The sequence below is a fragment of the Prochlorococcus marinus str. MIT 0918 genome, assembly GCF_027359415.1.
Lineage (GTDB): Bacteria > Cyanobacteriota > Cyanobacteriia > PCC-6307 > Cyanobiaceae > Prochlorococcus_E > Prochlorococcus_E marinus_C.
The window spans coordinates 71,805-89,848 of the sequence record NZ_CP114780.1 but is presented as its reverse complement, the minus strand read 5'-3'; the positions used below and the strand labels follow the sequence as shown (position 1 = coordinate 89,848).

24 protein-coding genes are annotated in these 18,044 nt (G+C 30.6%); 19 read left to right on the top strand and 5 right to left on the bottom strand.

The features are described from left to right. Positions 1 to 102: 102 nt before the first annotated feature. From O5636_RS00580 to O5636_RS00545, 8 genes are all read left to right on the top strand, one after another. Positions 103 to 1,197: a hypothetical protein gene (locus tag O5636_RS00580; RefSeq protein WP_269622691.1), complete on the top strand. Its 1,095-nt coding sequence runs from the start codon at positions 103 to 105 to the stop codon at positions 1,195 to 1,197. Then, positions 1,190 to 1,801, top strand: a complete 612-nt coding sequence (locus O5636_RS00575; RefSeq protein ID WP_269622690.1) for a class I SAM-dependent methyltransferase — start codon at positions 1,190 to 1,192, stop codon at positions 1,799 to 1,801. The genes O5636_RS00580 and O5636_RS00575 overlap by 8 nt, the downstream gene beginning before the upstream one ends. A 104-nt stretch (positions 1,802 to 1,905) precedes the next feature. Continuing rightward, complete coding sequence (locus tag O5636_RS00570; RefSeq protein WP_269622689.1) at positions 1,906 to 3,033, top strand: DegT/DnrJ/EryC1/StrS family aminotransferase; 1,128 nt, start codon at positions 1,906 to 1,908, stop codon at positions 3,031 to 3,033. Between the two features lie 44 nt (positions 3,034 to 3,077). Next, positions 3,078 to 4,874 carry an HAD-IIIC family phosphatase gene (locus O5636_RS00565; RefSeq protein ID WP_269622688.1) on the top strand — a complete coding sequence of 599 codons (1,797 nt, stop codon included), beginning with the start codon at positions 3,078 to 3,080 and terminating at the stop codon, positions 4,872 to 4,874. A 19-nt stretch (positions 4,875 to 4,893) separates the two neighbouring features. Then, the gene (locus O5636_RS00560; RefSeq protein WP_269622687.1) at positions 4,894 to 5,106 is read left to right on the top strand and encodes an acyl carrier protein; all 213 of its coding nucleotides are present in this window, start codon (positions 4,894 to 4,896) and stop codon (positions 5,104 to 5,106) included. Positions 5,107 to 5,108: 2 nt separating this feature from the next. Beyond that, entirely contained in the window at positions 5,109 to 5,552 is a 444-nt protein-coding gene (locus tag O5636_RS00555; protein ID WP_269622686.1) for a MaoC family dehydratase, read from the top strand. Beyond that, complete coding sequence (locus O5636_RS00550; protein ID WP_269622685.1) at positions 5,545 to 6,276, top strand: SDR family NAD(P)-dependent oxidoreductase; 732 nt, start codon at positions 5,545 to 5,547, stop codon at positions 6,274 to 6,276. Before O5636_RS00555 ends, O5636_RS00550 begins: the two co-directional genes overlap by 8 nt. Positions 6,277 to 7,451: 1,175 nt before the next feature. Continuing rightward, the gene (locus tag O5636_RS00545; RefSeq protein WP_269622684.1) at positions 7,452 to 7,811 is read left to right on the top strand and encodes a hypothetical protein; all 360 of its coding nucleotides are present in this window, start codon (positions 7,452 to 7,454) and stop codon (positions 7,809 to 7,811) included. A 20-nt stretch (positions 7,812 to 7,831) separates the two neighbouring features. Here O5636_RS00545 and O5636_RS00540 read toward each other — a convergent pair whose 3' ends face one another. Both O5636_RS00540 and O5636_RS00535 read right to left on the bottom strand, forming a co-directional pair. Further along, positions 7,832 to 8,452, bottom strand: coding sequence for a hypothetical protein (locus O5636_RS00540; RefSeq protein WP_269622683.1), 621 nt, complete (start codon positions 8,450 to 8,452; stop codon positions 7,832 to 7,834). Between the two features lie 277 nt (positions 8,453 to 8,729). Then, complete coding sequence (locus O5636_RS00535) at positions 8,730 to 8,879, bottom strand: hypothetical protein (RefSeq protein WP_269622682.1); 150 nt, start codon at positions 8,877 to 8,879, stop codon at positions 8,730 to 8,732. Between the two features lie 217 nt (positions 8,880 to 9,096). On the opposite strand from O5636_RS00535, the gene O5636_RS00530 reads away from it, so the two are divergent. The 10 genes from O5636_RS00530 to O5636_RS00485 all read left to right on the top strand — a co-directional run bounded on the left by O5636_RS00530 (position 9,097) and on the right by O5636_RS00485 (position 15,007). Continuing rightward, complete coding sequence (locus O5636_RS00530; protein WP_269622681.1) at positions 9,097 to 9,261, top strand: hypothetical protein; 165 nt, start codon at positions 9,097 to 9,099, stop codon at positions 9,259 to 9,261. A 241-nt stretch (positions 9,262 to 9,502) separates the two neighbouring features. Continuing rightward, entirely contained in the window at positions 9,503 to 9,658 is a 156-nt protein-coding gene (locus O5636_RS00525) for a hypothetical protein (RefSeq protein WP_269622680.1), read from the top strand. After that, positions 9,651 to 9,875, top strand: a complete 225-nt coding sequence (locus tag O5636_RS00520) for a hypothetical protein (protein WP_269622679.1) — start codon at positions 9,651 to 9,653, stop codon at positions 9,873 to 9,875. Before O5636_RS00525 ends, O5636_RS00520 begins: the two co-directional genes overlap by 8 nt. A 310-nt stretch (positions 9,876 to 10,185) precedes the next feature. Further along, a complete protein-coding gene (locus O5636_RS00515; RefSeq protein ID WP_269622678.1) occupies positions 10,186 to 11,232 on the top strand; it encodes an amino acid ABC transporter substrate-binding protein in 1,047 nt (348 codons plus the stop codon). 10 nt (positions 11,233 to 11,242) lie between these two features. Then, on the top strand, positions 11,243 to 12,142 hold the full coding sequence (locus O5636_RS00510) for an ABC transporter permease subunit (RefSeq protein ID WP_269622677.1): 900 nt from the start codon (positions 11,243 to 11,245) through the stop codon (positions 12,140 to 12,142). Between the two features lie 17 nt (positions 12,143 to 12,159). Then, positions 12,160 to 13,179 carry an amino acid ABC transporter permease gene (locus O5636_RS00505; protein ID WP_269622676.1) on the top strand — a complete coding sequence of 340 codons (1,020 nt, stop codon included), beginning with the start codon at positions 12,160 to 12,162 and terminating at the stop codon, positions 13,177 to 13,179. A 6-nt stretch (positions 13,180 to 13,185) separates the two neighbouring features. Next, positions 13,186 to 13,935, top strand: coding sequence for an amino acid ABC transporter ATP-binding protein (locus O5636_RS00500; protein WP_269622675.1), 750 nt, complete (start codon positions 13,186 to 13,188; stop codon positions 13,933 to 13,935). A 172-nt stretch (positions 13,936 to 14,107) separates the two neighbouring features. Then, positions 14,108 to 14,236, top strand: coding sequence for a hypothetical protein (locus O5636_RS00495; RefSeq protein WP_269622674.1), 129 nt, complete (start codon positions 14,108 to 14,110; stop codon positions 14,234 to 14,236). Positions 14,237 to 14,262: 26 nt separating this feature from the next. Further along, the gene (locus tag O5636_RS00490) at positions 14,263 to 14,604 is read left to right on the top strand and encodes a hypothetical protein (protein ID WP_269622673.1); all 342 of its coding nucleotides are present in this window, start codon (positions 14,263 to 14,265) and stop codon (positions 14,602 to 14,604) included. A gap of 226 nt (positions 14,605 to 14,830) precedes the next feature. After that, positions 14,831 to 15,007, top strand: coding sequence for a hypothetical protein (locus O5636_RS00485; protein WP_269622672.1), 177 nt, complete (start codon positions 14,831 to 14,833; stop codon positions 15,005 to 15,007). Positions 15,008 to 15,443: 436 nt separating this feature from the next. Here the strand turns inward: O5636_RS00485 and O5636_RS00480 are convergent, their stop codons facing one another. Both O5636_RS00480 and O5636_RS00475 read right to left on the bottom strand, forming a co-directional pair. After that, positions 15,444 to 15,635, bottom strand: coding sequence for a hypothetical protein (locus O5636_RS00480; RefSeq protein ID WP_269622671.1), 192 nt, complete (start codon positions 15,633 to 15,635; stop codon positions 15,444 to 15,446). Between the two features lie 83 nt (positions 15,636 to 15,718). After that, positions 15,719 to 16,021, bottom strand: a complete 303-nt coding sequence (locus tag O5636_RS00475; protein WP_269622670.1) for a hypothetical protein — start codon at positions 16,019 to 16,021, stop codon at positions 15,719 to 15,721. A gap of 323 nt (positions 16,022 to 16,344) precedes the next feature. Here O5636_RS00475 and O5636_RS00470 point away from each other — a divergent pair, with 323 nt between their 5' ends. Then, complete coding sequence (locus O5636_RS00470) at positions 16,345 to 17,496, top strand: hypothetical protein (RefSeq protein WP_269622669.1); 1,152 nt, start codon at positions 16,345 to 16,347, stop codon at positions 17,494 to 17,496. A 105-nt stretch (positions 17,497 to 17,601) separates the two neighbouring features. Here O5636_RS00470 and O5636_RS00465 read toward each other — a convergent pair whose 3' ends face one another. Further along, on the bottom strand, positions 17,602 to 17,877 hold the full coding sequence (locus tag O5636_RS00465; protein ID WP_269622668.1) for a SemiSWEET family sugar transporter: 276 nt from the start codon (positions 17,875 to 17,877) through the stop codon (positions 17,602 to 17,604). Between the last annotated feature and the right edge of the window lie 167 nt (positions 17,878 to 18,044).

The following is an 18,044-nucleotide window of genomic DNA, read 5'->3' as shown; positions in this document are numbered from 1 at the left end:
AGATATTAATATCGGACAAAAATTCTCATTTTTTAGGCCCAGAAACTATTATATGGTAAAGTTCTTTTTGCATAGCTAGAATACATAAAAGAGAAACTTTTAATGGAAATAAATAAAAACGATTTTCAAATAAACATTGCTGCTCTGACAGACCATGTATTTACTCCTAGCTCAAGGTTCCGTATTAGGCAGCTAATAGATGGACTTCAAGAGAGAAGTATAAATGTAATTGATTTACCTAGACGATTTTCATCGGAACTATCTGGCAAATACTTTCCAAATAGGCGTATAAGAAATAGTAAAAGAAAATTGCTATCAGCTATTAATCTAGAATTAAAAAATATTTCGGATACATATTCTAGAATTTTAACTGCTAGAGAATACGATTTTACTTGGATTTCAAGAGAATTAATCATTGGGTATCCATCTTTTGAATGGCTATTAAAAAAACCAATAATATACGATATAGATGATGCTATTTTTATTAGAAATAGGTTTTTAAGAAAAGGTATAGAATTCTTAGCAAAAGAAGCCAGTTATGTATGTGCTGAGAATCAATATCTTTATGATTATTGTAAACAGTTTAATAATAATGTAACTATTATACCTCCTTCTGTAGATACTAAAAAATTCAAACCTAAAGCCAAAAGAGAATTAGAAAGTAAAGAGTTTATTATAGGCTGGTCTGGTACTAGCAGTTCATACCCATATCTATTAGAAATTGAAGATAATTTGTACAGATTTTTCTCTAATAATAGAAATTGCAAGTTACAAATATGTTCAGATAAAGAACCAAAAGAATTAACAAAGATATCTGATTATATCCAATATAAAAGATGGAACCCATCGGATGAGGTTTCACAAATACAAGGTTTTGATGTTGGAATAATGCCTCTTATTGACAATGAGTGGATTAAAGGAAAGTCAGCTTTCAAACAGCTTCTTTACATGAGTTGTGGAATACCTGTAATAGCGACAAATCTTGCCGTCAACAAAGAACTGTTCTCTTACGGCTCTATCGGAATTCCATGTGAATCAGGGAAGGATTGGGAAGAAGCATTGTCATATATGCACAAAAACAAACAAGTTTTGGGGACTCAGTTCGGAGAAGGTAGAAATATAATCTTAGAAAAATATTCATTAGAGTCGATCTGCACTAAACTATCTAAACTGTTTATAAAATTAAAAAATGAATGATAAAAATAATTTCCTTTTAAATATAGATAGAAAAAAAGAAATCAACCTTGAAATAGGATGTGGTTCTTCAAAGTATAATGAAGATTATATAGGAATTGATATAATCGATTATGACAATGTAGATATAGTTGGAGATGTCTTTGAAATCCTAGAAGAGTTTCCAAGTAATAGTGTTGATTCTATATTTACAAGGCATTTTCTTGAGCATATAAAAGACGTAAAAAGTTTAATAAATGAATTCACTAGGGTTCTTAAGGTTAAAGGTAAACTAAGAGTGATAGTACCTCACTTTGCTAACCCTTATTACTATTCAGACTATACGCATGTAAGTAGTTTTGGTCTATATAGTTTTTGTTATTTAGCTAAAGATTACTGCAATTTTAAACGTAAGGTTCCTACTTATAATAAAGAATTGAAACTAGCTTTAACTAATACAAAAATGATATTTATGACTCTACCTAATACCTTTATCTATGGTAAGTTACTTAGGTTGCTAACAATGGTTATTAATTCAAGAACTTGTTTCAAAGAGTTATATGAAGAACGCCTATGCTATGTAATACCACCATATGAGTTAATTTTTGATTTGATAAAGATAAAGTAATTAGATTTCATACCCTAATTCAATGTGATTATTATACTTTATAAAACTATGAGTTAAAGAAAAAATATTATTTATGCTATATTAATAATCATTTTCTGAATTAAATGGAAATCCGCGAGGATGTTTTGCCTGTACTTCGTCCTCTGGGAGGCAAGGAAGAAATAGAATCATTAGCCAATACCATTAATAGTGGTTGGTGGGGAAAAGGTCCCAAAGTATCAGAATTTGAAAAGAAATTTGCTGAGATGGTAGGTGCTAAATATGCTATTGCAGTGACAAGCAATACAGCTGGGATAGATCTTTTATTAAAAGCAATTAATGCAGAGAATAAAGATGTAATAAACCCAACAATGTCTTTCATGACTACTGCAGTAGTGCCATTGTGGAACAATTGCTCTTCAAATATAGTAGATATAAGAAAAAAAGATCTAAATATTTGCCCAGAAGATGTGAGAAAAAGTTTAAAGCCTAATACCCATGCAATTATTGCCGTTAATTACTCCGGTATATTAGCCCCCATAGAAGAAATTAGAAATTTCTTTGATGGATTTATTATTGAAGATTGTGCTCATAGTTGTTATACAAAAGGAGCAGGTTCTAGAGGTGATGCAGCTGTATGGTCATTCCAGGCTGTAAAAACAATGCCTTGCGGTGATGGTGGAATGATTACCACAAATGATAAACAGCTATATGAGAAATTACTACCTATGACTTGGCTTGGAATAACAAGTACTTATTCACGAACAACTAATAAAAATAGCCTTAGCAATTTATCCTCAAGACCAGGTTATTCATGGGATTATGATGTAAAAACATTGGGATATAAGTGCTATATGGTTGATTTGACTGCTGCTATATGCCTAGAGCAAATGAAAAAACTACCAAAACATTTGGAAATTAGAAGAAAGATCCAACAAAAATATAATACAAATTTATGTGATTATTTAGAGCCACCTGAGCATAGTGAAACAGTTCAACATTATTCAGCAAGAGTACCTATAAAGCATAGAGATAAATTAATTGATTATCTAAGTGAAAAGAAAATCCATACGAGTGTTCATTATAAACCTTTGCACAAACATTCTATTTTCTCTAAAGAGAATAATAGAGAATACTCTATAGCTGATAAAGAATGGCTAAAGCTAATCACTTTACCCTGCCATCCTGCAATGAATGAAGGTGATTCAGATTATGTGATCCACTGGATAAAGGAATATTTTAATAATAATTGAATAATATTTTCTACTCCTTAAGTCAATTCTATTAATAGCTAATTATGAGTAATTCCAATCCAAACGACATTCAATATCCTTTATCATTTGAAAACCTACTAAGGAATAGAAGGAAAATAAAAAAAAATCTTCTAACCAAAGAAGGCTTGCTTGAAAAAAAAATTGCGATCTTAGGAGGTTCTACAACCAATGAGCTAGTTCAATTATTAGATATTCTTCTTCTTAGCCGAGGAATTAAAGGTAGTTTTTATGAGTCTGAATATAATAAATACTATGAAGATATTATGTTCGAAGAAGAGAAATTAATTAATTTCAAGCCTGATCTAATATACATCTTTACTAATAAAGAAAACATAAAATTTGCTCCAAAAGAAAATACAACTGATATAGATAGTATTGTACTAAAGGAATTAGAAATTTATAAGTCTCTTTGGGATAAGATAAAAAATCTCTTCAACTGTCCAATTATCCAGAATAACTTTGATCCTCCAAAGTTTAGGCCCTTAGGTAATTTAGAGGTATATTCATCTCAAGGCCTTTGTCTATATATTAATAAGCTTAATTTGCTTTTCTCTGAGCAAGCTGAAGCTCGTAGTGATCTATATCTATGTGATATTAATTGGCTTGCTTTTAAAGTTGGTGATGATAAGTGGAATAACCTTTCGAATTGGTATAGCTATAAATATGCTATTGGGCTAGAAGGAATACCACTGCTGGCAAATAATATAGCTTCTATCATTTCTTCAATCTTTGGTAAGATGTCTAAATGCCTTGTCTTAGATTTAGACAATACACTTTGGGGAGGCGTTATTGGAGATGATGGGGTTAAAGGAATAGAGATAGGTAAGGAAACTCCTATAGGTGAAGCTTATACAGATATACAAAAATATATTTTAGAGTTAAAAAGAAGAGGAATCTTGCTAACTATTTCTTCAAAAAACAACCTGGACATAGCCTTAGAGGGAATTAGCCACCCAGAAAATGAAATTAAGAAAGAAGATTTTTCGTTAATCATGGCAGATTGGGAAAGAAAAGATCTAAATATTATTGAAATAGCTAAAGCACTAAATATAGGGTTGAACTCACTTGTATTTATGGATGATAATCCAGCAGAAAGAGAAATAGTCAATCAAAATATAAAAGGGATTGATGTACCTGACATTGGCGAAGATTTTCTTCAATATATTTCGATTATTGACTCCAGTGGATTATTTGAACCTACAAGTATATCCAAAGAAGATCGTTTGAGAAACAAAATGTATCAAGAAAATTTCATGAGATATGAATCTCAGAAGTCAATTTCTAGCTACACAGAATTCTTGAAATCGCTAGAAATGAAAGCTGAGATAGATATATTTAAGGATATTTATCTTGATAGAATTACCCAGTTAAGTAACAAAACAAACCAGTTTAACCTGACTACTAAAAGATATACCTATAGTGAAATTAATGAAGTATCTAATAATAAAAATTATTTGACATTACAAGGAAAACTCAAAGATAAATTTGGTGAAAATGGATTAGTCTCTCTTATAATTGCAAAGATAATAAATAATTCAGCATATATTGACTTATGGCTTATGAGTTGCAGAGTACTTAAGCGTGGAATGGAAGACTTAATGCTTAATCAAGCTATAGTTAAGGCCAAAACTCTAGGAATCAAAAAAATATATGGAAACTATATTCCAACTTCAAAGAATTCTATGGTTAAAGATTTATATCACGAAAAAGGCTTCATATTAAGTCAATCTGATTACTTTAAAGAGGGAACTATATGGTCTATGGAAACAGATCGCTATAATCCTATAAAGACCTTAATTAATCTACAAAGAAGTGACTGAAAAAGATGTACTGTTTAAAATGACATTAGTCATTAAAGATATTCTAGATCTAGAAACACTTGATTTAGAAAAGACAATGACTGCTGAAGATATTGATGGTTGGGACTCTCTGGCACATATAAGTATTGTTGTAGCCATGGAAAAGGAGTTTAAATGTAGCTTTTCTTTAGGAGAAATAAAGAAATTAAACAATATAGGTGACTTTGTCAGCCTTGTATTAACTAAGAATTGAGCATGACAATACATTCCTTATTAAAAGAAGCAAAACTTCTTGATTTTTCTGATTTATATGTTGGGATGAAAGATAGTTATCAAGTACAAATTACATCTTCTATGATGGATAGCTTTGCTGAGATTAGTGGAGACTTAAATCAACTACATATTAATGATGACTATGCAAAATCTAGAGGTTATAAACGGAGAGTTGTTTATGGAATGCTAACAGCATCACTATACTCATCATTTATAGGTATGTACTTGCCAGGGGCAATTTCTCTCATACATACTCTAAAGATTAGCTTCAACTCTCCAGTTTATATTAATGATGTACTCACTGTCTCTGGTGAAATAATTTATAAAAATGATTCATTAAGAATCTTAGATATAAATACTTGTATCATTAATAGTGAAAATAATATCGTATCAAAGGCAAAGATTCAAGCAGGATGTCATGCCTAAAAGAAATCTTCTACTCATTGGATCTTCATCAGCATTAGGTATTGAGTATATTAAAATATATGGTTTAAATTATGAAAAGATAATATGCCATTACAGATCTAATAATAATGATTTAAATAAAATCATGGAGGGGAATAAAACTAAGTATATTCCAATCAAAGCTGACTTAAATCAAAAACAATATTTAGATCAATTAATTTATTTTCTTCAAAATCTAACTATAGATCTACATGAAGTTGTTTTTTTAGCTGCACCTCGTAATAATATCAATCGTTTTACCAAAATTAAATGGGAAAATGAATTTATAGATAATTTAAATATTCAACTAGGTTCATCAATTAAGATTTTGCAGACAATACTTCCTAAAATGGTAAAGTTAAAATCAGGGAAAATATTATTTATCCTAAGCTCTGTTACTCATAATAAACCTCCAAAAGGTATGTCAGATTATATAATTTCTAAATATGCAGTTTTAGGATTAATGAAAAGTTTAGCCGCAGAATATGCAGGTTTTGGATTATCAATTAATTCTATCTCTCCATCTATGTTAGATACAGATTTTCTTGAGAATATCCCTACAATGGTTAAAGAAATGGAAGCTTCGAATCACCCAAAAGGCCGCATTGGTGATCCTTCTGATATTTTGCCTGCCATGGAATTCCTTCTCTCAGAGAAATCAAACTTCATAACTGGGCAAAACATACTGATTAATGGAGAAGGCTAGGAAAGTATTAAATCAAATAAAGTTTTTATTCTTCAAATCCTTAGGCTAAATGAATAGAGCTTTTACAATGATATTAAATAATGATAAGCAATCACAACTATAATAATTGCCATAGCAACCCTACCGTGAATCAATTCAGATCTACTTAATCGTGCAAATAAAGACATAAATAAGCATTAGCAATTTTTTTAATGAAAATAATTATGCCTATTAAACTTAGGTCTCTTAATAAGCGATAGATTTAGGATACTCTTTATATTTTTAATAGATAGGAACCATAATGTCCATGAGTTAAATCACGGGAGTATTAATTACAAGGTATTTATTACCAATTGGTGAATATAATTATAAAGCCTAAAAGAAGAATTAATCTATTTTATAGTTTTTATTTCTATCCCTAGTTAAATTCGCCAATAAAAGCTTCATTAACACTATGTTAACAAATGGATAACTGAAATTAGATGATTATAAAAAGAGGTTCCATCTCAAATCTTTTAAAAATTCTAATCCAGGAGGTTTACTATAAGTCAAAGTAATAATCATCGGATGTTTTTCCATGAAAAGCAATGCGTATAAAAGCTGATTGCTTTGATAGGCCAACACAGTAATGATGTTTATATCGAACTCAGAGGCACCTAATTATGGTAGACACTCCACCTGAGTATTTAATAGAAGCAGACTGACTTCTGGCCCCTGCTCCAACAGTCTCAATTAAATAGTGGGCTCTCGTCTGAAGCGACAAGGATCAATGATTTAGGTGCGTCAATTCAGTCGATACTCCTTCTGCATCGTTTAGGTGCCCTTTCAGGAGATAAAGCCTTAAAACTAGAATTTTGGCCCCAGGCGTGCCACTAACCAGAAGCTTCGAACCTCTTAATCAATTTGTTATTTTCTTAAATAATCTCTTCTTGAAATAGCAATACAAAAAGGAGGAGCCTGTATAGGCTCCTCCTTTTTGTATTGCTATTCTTTATACCAATTGCAGCGATATATACAGAAAAATTATAAATTAAATCCTAGTATAAGCCAGTTCCTCTTAAGCTCTCTTAGAAAACTAACAAGCTTGTTCAAATAAACATATCTTTATGATAATAGTAAAATCATTCACTAAGAAAGCAAAAGTATAAAAAATCTCATTATAGTTTTGTATACGTATGTTTTCTCAAATTAGTTTTATGGAATTATCACCAGATTTTGCAAGAAAATGTCGCGAAGATGCATTACGAAAATATGAAGATGAACAACAAAAATTTGGCCTTGAAATGATGATGATGGGTTATTACAAAGTGAAGTCTCTATTAAGTCAAGAAGGCCTAAAAAAAGTTTTTGAAATAGACAGTAAAAGAGAAAGTGATGAGGATTTCAATAAAAGGTTCAGTGAAATGATGTGGAAGAATACAGAAGAAGCTTGGGGGCAAGCCTTAGGGCAATTAATGATAAAAATATCAGATGCTTATGGCCTCAAAATGGGAAGCGATATAAGAATGGAACTTCCTGAGGAAGAAGAAGATCCAAAATTAGATTTTTTTGCTTAGTTAATTTAGTTACTAAAAATTTAATCTTTAAGCCAAAGAGCCAATCCTCCCCCTCTTCCTCTTGCAGAAAGCCATTGAGAATCGCCCCCCATACCAATTAAAGAAAAGAATGGTTTATTATTTTCTGCAGGGATACTTAGTAATTTAGAAAATAACATATTTGATCCTAATTTAAGTTCTATTCTTTTAAAGAAGAACTCCAAGATAGGTTGTTTACCCTTCAAATATCCAATACCTATAAATTTAATTGATAGCAAACCAAATTGAATTGAGCTAGTAATATCAAAAGTCCTTCTTTTCTCTATAGGTGAAGCTTCACGAAGTTCTAAGTTTGCTGAAAAAAGTTTCAATAATGAACTAGATAAATAATCGATTTTATTATTTACATTTTTCCAAACTGAAAAGAAATTCCAAAGTCCTATTAATGAATCAAAGGATATTCCACTTCCATCTTTCCTAGATATAAGTTCTAATGCCAGAAGCTGATCTAATTCAGGAAGAGATGTATTATTTTTGACTAAATTAATATTATTTGAATTTGCCAAAGAATTACTTCTAATTATTCGATAGCTTACAAATGCAAATGGAATGCCTATCAAGATAAAAAAAGTAACTAGTATTGAATAACTATTAAAGATCATTGGTCTATTCTCTATCTAAATTCTGTGCTTTTCGATTTTGAGGAACACCAGCAAAGCCGATTCCAAGAAATATTATATAAAATATTATAGTTACTAAAGTCAAAGATCCAAATATTAGTAAAAATTTCATTATATATCAATTGTTTTTTGATTTTAATTTATTATAATTGATTTTATTAATTTTTTTTATAGTTTAAATAAAAACTTAAGAGATGAGCTAAGAATCATCTATTTACAATCAGCTATCAAAGCTTATATAAAGATAAACTAAAATAAATCAGTCTCTACCATAAACTGTTCTTAAGTTCTCGTTGAAATTATATTGCTCTGGATTAGATCCTAAATTTTGAATAAGCTTACTAGTAGCAAATCGAGACTGAACAGAGACATTAGACTTTGTTGAGGTTGCTTTGGCTAATACAGGCATAGAAAAAAAGTCTTTTTATATTCTTAGCGCATCTTGGTTAATATGCATAGAGAATTTAAACTCAATTATTTCAAAAGACAAAAAGCAACTCTCTAGAACATAAAACAGTCACAGTGGGAATTTTCTAGAAATGCAAAAAAGAATATTGTATAGAATACTGACAATGCTTAAATAAAGGTTAATAATTCAATAACGCCTTAAAATTTACTTTAATCGAATGGACTGGCTAGCCGCAAAAAAACACTGTACTCAAAGGAACTGGCAATGGACACTAAAACTTATCAAGCAAGCTGAACAAGAAATGGAAGAAATGGAAAAGAAAATAAAAATACTAGAAGAACAGCAAAAAGCTAATCGTTTATTTAACTCGTGCAATTTTTAGTGCTATGAGCAAAAAAAAATATAGCTCTACAGATTTAATCTACGATATAGCTTATATTGCTGTAATAATAGGAATTATTCTTTTTGTCTTAGGTTCTTCCCAGGGCTTTATTGAGAAGATTCTTCACCTAATAAAGTCTTAAGTTGTGATAAAAATCTTACGTCTTTTTCTATTTTTTCAGATGATTTTAATTTTAATTTCTGGGTGCAGTTTTGCGCTTAGGTCTAAATATAATAAATGCATGAATTCTGAGGTGAAAGAATTATATGGAAATCGATTAGCCTCAGATTACTGCAATTGCTTTGCTAAGGATTCAATTAAAGGTGGATCTCCATTTGCAACTAGCAACAAATGTGCTAAGCCAATTATTAAAAATCTAGTTAAAGAAAATGATTGAATTAACTAATTCAAATATTTTAAGATGGATTGAACATTTAAGTTGGTATCAATATCTTGGCGAAGTTCTTGCCTTGATTTTCTATTTCTCTTCTTTTTTTATAAGATTACAGGAAAAGAAGAAAAGCCAATCATTAAACAACTTCCTAAGAAGTACAAGCCTTTTAATTGCTTTTGCATTTATTGCAATTCCATTTATAATCAAAGGTGAGTTTTAATCTTGAATAATATAATAAACTTAAACTTATCTTAGGAGAAATTTTCTATCTAATTATATATTTAAATTAGTTTAAAAGAACGCTATTTCTTCATAGCTTAAAGTTGAATTAAATGGACAAGAGAAGTTAGACTTTAAGATTAAAAGTATACTTAATAATATAAATTATTCTCGCTTAGCATAAGCATATTTAAAAAGCTGTTTAATGGTTAAATCAAATCTTAAAAATCACAACGCATAATTAAGGAGCTAGTACAGAATTTCAGTTCTCTATTACTTTAAATATAATATATATGAACTTATCAAGAGAAATGCAGCGCTTTATTTCAGGGATTATGTCTTTGTCAATACTAATGAGTGGTTGTGCAACGACAAATGATGAAAATTTTTCAAGACTAGGACTAATAAAAAAACGCGATTCTCTTATATGCGGAGTAAGTGGGAAAATTCCTGGCTTTAGCTTTCTTGAAAGTGATGGAAGTCTTCAAGGGTTAGATGTGGATATTTGCAAAGCATTTGCGGCAGCATTCCTAGGTGATTCGAAAAAAGTTGAATATAGACCACTAACAGCTGCTGAAAGGTTTACAGCAATAAGGACTGGGGAAATTGATCTGCTCTCAAGAAATACAACTTTTAATCTCAGTAGAGATGCCACAGGAGGGAACGGATTAACATTTGCACCTGTTATTTTTCATGATGGCCAAGGCCTAATGGTTAAGAAAAGTAGTGGTATAAAAAGCATTAAACAGCTTTCAAATAAAGCAATTTGCGTTGGTTCAGGTACAACAACAGAACAAAATATTAATGATGCATTTGAAGCATTATTACTTCCTTATACACCTATTAAGTATCAAGACCTGAATCAAGTAGTGGCAGGTTATTTGCAAGGTAGATGTACAGCAATGACATCAGATCGTTCTCAATTGGCAGCTGCAAGGTCTGGTTTTAAAAATCCAAAAAACCACATTATACTTAGCGATATACTAAGCAAAGAGCCTCTTGCTCCTGCCTCTAATGGAGAAGACCAAAAGCTTAGTGATGCAATGAGATGGGTCGTCTACTCTCTCATTTTTGCTGAAGAGCTAGGGATATCAAAAAGCAACATTAATCAAAAGCTTCAGTTTGCAAAAAACAATCCACAAATGAAACCATTGAGAAGATTTTTAGGCGTCGAAGGAGGACTTGGAGAAAAGATAGGATTAGCTAATGACTTTGTTGTGAAGGTAATAAGTTCTACCGGTAATTATGGTGAAATTTACAATCGACATCTTGGCCCAAATAGTAAAGTACCTATTTCAAGAGGGTTTAATAGGCTATACAAGAATGGAGGGCTTTTTATATCTCCTCCTTTTAATTAATTAATGTAAAATGAAAATATCAAGTGAAAAGTTAATACAGTTATTTACTATTTTATTAATAATTTCTCTTACCTGTATCCTTATTAATAATCTTATTATAAATATAAATAGAACTGGACTTGGTTTTAATTTTAAATGGCTATTTCAACCAGCAGGTTTTGCTTTAGCCGACGCTCCCCTCTCATATTCTCCATCAGATAGTTATGCATGGGCTTTATTTATGGGATGGATTAACAGTCTTAAGATAATTACTGGGTCTCTATTATTAGCAACCTTTATCGGAGTATTTGTAGGTCTAGCGAGAGTAGGTAAAAATAAACTACTTAATCTTGTATCAGCAACTTATATCACTTTAATTCGTCAAATACCTTTATTATTACAACTTCTTTTTTGGTATTTTGTAGGTTTTTTGGGCCTAAAGACCAATGTAATTAGTCCCTTTGGAAATATATTCAGAATTTCCAATCAAGGTTTAAATATTTATGGTTTACAAATATCCCCTGAATTTTTAGCGTTATTAATTGGCCTAAGTGTATTTACAGGTGCGTATATTGCGGAAGTTGTCCGTGGTGGAATTAACTCTGTGCCTCTTGGACAATGGGAAGCATTTAGAAGTCTTGGATTATCTGACAGGACAGGTCTTTATACAGTAATAATTCCTCAAGCATTACCTGCAATCCTCCCAGGGCTAACAAGTCAATATTTGAATCTGGCCAAAAATAGCACTTTAGCAATAGCAATTGGCTTTGCAGATATTTATGCGATAAATGATACCATAATAACTCAAACAGGTAGATCAATAGAAGGATTTATAATATTACTTCTAAGTTTTTTGTTCTTAAATCTAATTATTAGCTATGGAATGGAGTTCTTTAACTCTAGCATCCTTAATTCACGTAAAAATTATTAACCATAAAAATAACTCTCATGAGAATAAGACAAAAAATAATCAAGGAATTAAGAAGGCTAATTTTTTCAAATCTATTCGATAAAATAATAACTGTAACTATTATATTAGGAGGAAGCTTCAGCCTAATACTAGGATTTAATTGGATATTTACTAGTGCTGATTGGAGCGTAATATTACAAAATTTTCCTTTATTTTTATACGGTAGTTTTCCTGTAGAACAAAGATGGAGGCCAGCTCTTTGGATTCTTTTTATAGTAATTATTACACTAGCAACTCTTTTGGATTCTAGATGGTTATGGCTTCGGAAAATATTACCTTTTGCATGGTTTAGTATTACACCTCTAGGAATTTATCTCCTCTCAGGAGGGTTTGGACTTTTACATGTTGAAAGTAGATATTGGGGTGGCCTAACTCTAACTATTTTACTAACAGCAACTAGTTCATTATTTTCATTACCACTTGGAATATTATTAGCTCTTGGGCGGCAAAGTAAATTACCAATAATTAAAAAAGTCAGCTCAGTATATATTGATTCAATGAGATCTGTCCCGCTAATTGCAGTTCTCTTCTTTGGTCAACTTTTAATACCTTTATTTCTACCAGTAGGGCTAGAAATTAGTCGGGTATGGAGAGCAGTTCTTGCTTTTACATTATTTGTCTCAGCATATATAGCTGAAGATATTAGGGGTGGATTGCAATCGATACCAAAAACCCAATTTGAAGCTGGGAAAGCACTTGGATTGAATCAGTACCAAATAACAAGTTATATAATTTTGCCCCAGGCCATCCAAGTGGCCTTGCCAGCTTTAACTAATCAAGCAATAGGACTTCTTCAAAACACTTCTTTAATGGCTATTTTAGGATTAGTAGAGCTGCTTGGTATAGGCAGAAGTCTACTTGCCAATCCTCAATTCATAGGCCATTACATAGAGGTATATATTTGGCTCGCTTTAGTTTACTGGATTGTTTGTACCATAATGGCACTTTTAGCTAGACATATCGAATTAAATATGTCTACTAATAGATCAAATCTCTAATTCACTATGAAAACTGTTATAAAAGCAAATAATCTAATTAAAACGTACACCAGAGGTTTTCATGCTCTTGATAATGTTTCTATTGACATAAACCATGGAGAAGTTCTTGTTGTAATGGGGCCTTCAGGGTCAGGAAAAAGCACGCTAATTCGTACATTTAATGGGCTAGAGAGCTTTGATTCTGGAAATTTAAAAATACTAGATATTACAATTAATCCAAGAAGTAATAATGATCAAAAAATCCGCAGAATTCGACGAAGAGTTGGAATGGTATTTCAACAATTTAATTTATTCCCCCACCTATCTATTATTGAGAATATAACTCTTGCCCCTATTAAAGTACAAAACCGTCAAAGAGCAGATGCTGAAAAGCAGGCATTAGAACTTCTACATCAAATGGGTATAGCTGCACAAGCGAAAAAATATCCAAGTCAACTTAGTGGAGGTGAACAACAAAGAGTAGCTATAGCAAGGGCTCTGGCCTTAAACCCCGAAATACTTTTATTTGACGAGCCTACTAGTGCACTAGATCCAGAGCGTGTCAATGAAGTACTAGATGCTATGCGCACTCTTGCAAAACAAGGTATGACCATGGTTGTAGTTACTCATGAAATTAACTTTGCAAAGGAAGTAGGCGATAGAATTTTATTCATGGATTCTGGCAAAATTGTAGAAATTTCTTCGCCAGAGATATTCTTTTCAAATGCAAAAGAAGAAAGGAGCAGGAGATTCCTCAATCAAATTAACAACGCATAATTATCAAAGCTAATTACTAGCAAGAGGTTTATCAGTCAAAGAGTATTTCAAGAAAAGTACTTCCTAAGTATCATAGCTAAAATATAAATGAAATTCATAGCAGTAACACACCTAACTATTAGCCAGAAACTAATCCTTAGCAAAGGTATCTTTTAGACTTGAATATGGATTCATGAAGAGCTTACAAAAACGCCTAAGAGCATTTCTTTCCTCACTTAAAAACAGGATCAAACGAGCAGAAGAAATTAAAGCTGGAAAGAAATGGGATTCTATTGTTGAAGAACTAAGGTCTAGGAAATAAAATATGATTATGATATACAAAAAACAATGAAAAGAATTCTTCTTGCCTTTTTAATCACACTTATTACTCTTTGTTCTACTTCAGCAGCCATAGCAGCTCAAGATATAGACAAGAAAATTTCATCTCTAGAAAATAAAGTCTCGAAAAAGTTTGCTAAGACATTTTGCAACACAACTGGTTTTGGCATTTCTGAAGAAGGTGCTCTGAAATTTGCACTAGGTGAAACCAAAGGTGAATTTGTGAAAAACCCGCTTATCTCTAAAATTAACATTGATGAATTAAAAGATGAAATTCTAGATGATATTGCTTATACATGTAACTACTTCGATTTTTCTAAAAGTGATTTAGATGAACTTACTCTTAACTAAATTAAATCGTTAAAATGAATAACATATGATTCAATTTAAACTTTGGAACTTATTCAATCTAATAATAGAAAATCAGTTAATGAATGTTAGGTTTCAGGACCTAAATCTATTTTATTATATATATAATAAAATATTTTCAGCACAGAAAATTAAATAACTAGCTAAGGGTAATTAGTTAGAATTAAAGTATATAAATTAAAGTTCTATGTTTATATTTTTAAATCTAATGCATAATCTACCTCCAGGCACCATGGCTTTAGTGTTATTTGGAATAAGCTTTTTTAGTCTTCAGATTTATTGGATCTCTAAGACTCTTAAGCCCACTAAGGAAAATATGGTTGAAGCAAAAAATAATGGTTTAGAAGAAACGAGAAGAAAATTAGAACAGCTTATAAAAAAGTGAAAAGATCTATTTATTCAATTTATTAAAGATATTAGATTGAATAAAGTTTAATACATAATCACAACTATTATATACAATGACAATCAAAACCATCATGCTTAAAATAAGCTAATTCTATTTTTGATTAAGTTTGCAAAGTTTTTGTTTATATTTTTTTAGAATCTAAATTCTAATTCCTAGCAAATTTTAAAAGAGACCTTAATTGAAAGCAATGAACTATTTAGTTACAAAAAAGATTTTACTCATTACGTTTCCATCCTCAACCACATTAGTACTTTGGTCAATGAGTATATTTTTAATAATTCTGATCAGTGGAATGAGTATAGCTTTAATAAGAAGAATTAAATTTTATAAAAAGGATCAAACTTCAAATCCTAAAAAACTAGCCCCTAAAGGGTTTAGATAATAATTCTATGGCTAACATTCATGGTCGGTCTTAAAGACCACCTTGATTAATAACGTTTATAGCAATCGGAGCAATACATATTCCAGCAATTAAAATTGCAATCCCTATTTGCAAGATTGGCAATATGTTAGTAGGCTTCATGGGTTTATTTGAGTTCTGCTGACTTGTCTCAGTTCCTTCACTACTGAAAACTCTTGTAAGAAATTTATCTTTGAGTGCCATCTAATTCTTTTGTTTAACTAGTTAAGAATATCCTAAAGATATCTTAAAAGATGATTTTTTTACATACTTATTAGAATCTAAAGTTATTCATAAGAATCCAAACCTGCCACAAAAGGGAAAACCTGATCATCACCTAAGTCAGGATAAGACTCTTGATTTGTTCCACTAATATTTTCATCTTTATCTTGGGTAATTAACATCTGTTCTTCACCAAGTGTATCTAAACCTATTTCTGACATATTCTTGTCATTTTCTAAAATAGAAGAATTAGCCAATCCCGAAAGGCCCTTAGCCTCAACCCTAACAGTTCCAACAAACAAGATCGAAGAGATTAACACTACAAAAAAAGCTATAAATGCTATAGGTCTCAACATTGTTTTTTGCATAGATCTCTTTAATAGATACCTTATTTAAGCAGCTTAGGGCATCACTTTATTTTTATCGAAGGCCTTCTGGTATAAAAGAAATATATAATCATCATATTAAGCATGTAGGCTCATTTTATAGCTAGCGAAAACTCTTGCTATAACAAAATAAACCCTGATCGGAAAGCCTTAAAGCTATTAAATTCAATTCGATCCTATCACTTTATGATACTTTTAATCAACAAAAGGGAGCCCCTGATATAGCATATTTATGACTGCTGTTTAAATAGCAAATTTCTTACTAAGGTTAAAAATTTATCCACTTATATACAAATTTACTAAAAATGGAAAAGAAAACAAACGAATTTCTTATTAGATTAATGCTTATATTATTGTCAATGTTTATACCAATAGCTGCCGCTGACCTAATACTGAAACAATTAAATCTTCCGAAACAAAATGGAAGGATTATGCTTTTAGGAGGAGGATCCTTAAAAACAGATGAAGAAAACCTAATAAGGAAATATACTCCAAATAGAACAATTCGTCATGCAGCAGTATATGGAAAAAATGTAATTTATGATTATACTTTTAAAACTAATAAATATGGTTTCCGCAATACTTATTCCTGTAATTTGGAAACTAAAAATCCTATAGTTGCTATAACGGGTGATTCATTCACAGAAGGTCAAGGCTCAAAAATTTCTTGGACAAAAGATCTCCAATTCAAACTTTGTAATATTGGAACAGATTCAATAAATCTAGCAATGCCAGGCTATGGAATCATTGACATGTCAAATAGTTTGGTCTTTGCAAAAAAAAGATTAAATGCAGAGAAAGCTATATTCTCAATTATAACCAGTGATATATATAGAAGGAATGCAATTATGCATTCAAATGCTAAATGTTCAGCCTATTATGTAACCGACCTAAAACTATGTGGAATTTCTGCTACTTGGTGGCATATACCTAAAGAAATGAATTCTAAAGAAATAATCACCTTTGCCAAATCAAAATATAAGTTTGGATTGCGTAGTTCACTTTCAGGTTTAGAGAAATATGCAAAAAATATTCTAAAAGATGTTATTAGAAAAATTACTTATAATAATCCATCAAACTTTCTAAAAAAGACAGGTATTATTACTGCTATCCCAGAGAAAAAGGAAATTATAATAAAAAATTCAATCCAGGCTCTTAATAAAATAGCTACTATTTATAAACCAGAGAATATCATTCTGGTTATAATACCAAACAAAAGTGACCGTATTAAATCAGTTAAGATTAATCATCAAATGGCTTCTAAAGAATCAGATCTTCAAAATTTTTTACAACTTTTAGATCCTTCTATCTCTAAGGTAGACCTTAGATCATGCCCTTTAACTAGTGATCATTTTTACCTAAAAGATGGGCACCCAAATAAAAAGGGTCAACAGCTTATAGGTCAATGTGTTGCCAATAATATCTCTGTAAAGAAATTTCTTAATATCGATAAATAATTACACCTAATATATAGAGTTTTAGTCTATTAATTAAATAAAAGATAAGCATTTTATTAATATTCCTAATAAAAATTATGAACATTTAGGATGCCACAATAATATTTATATTTTACTTTTAACTTTATAAACTAATTTTAAACCAAGAATTATACTATTCAAAACTAAAGTAGTAAGATTTGCAAGTAAGACTGGTAGATCATTCTTTTTAATTGCATAGATAATCCAAAATAAAAGTCCACTGATGAAAATTACAAGCATTGTGATCGATATATCTTCAGCATTCTTGGTCTTCCAAATCTTAATTACCTGAGGAAGAAATGCAATTGACGTTAATAAAGCGGCTAAAAAGCCGAAGATGTCTGGAAATAAATCATTCATATCCCAACTTTAAGACTAGTTAACACTCCTCCAATTTCCTAGAAAAGCATTACAAAATTTTCATTGGTATTTTATTACCAAGAAAAGCACATTTATTTACTATTAAAAAAAAATCTTAAGGTGGATATAATTTTAAAAATTTTAGCTGAATGAAATTGCAGGCATTA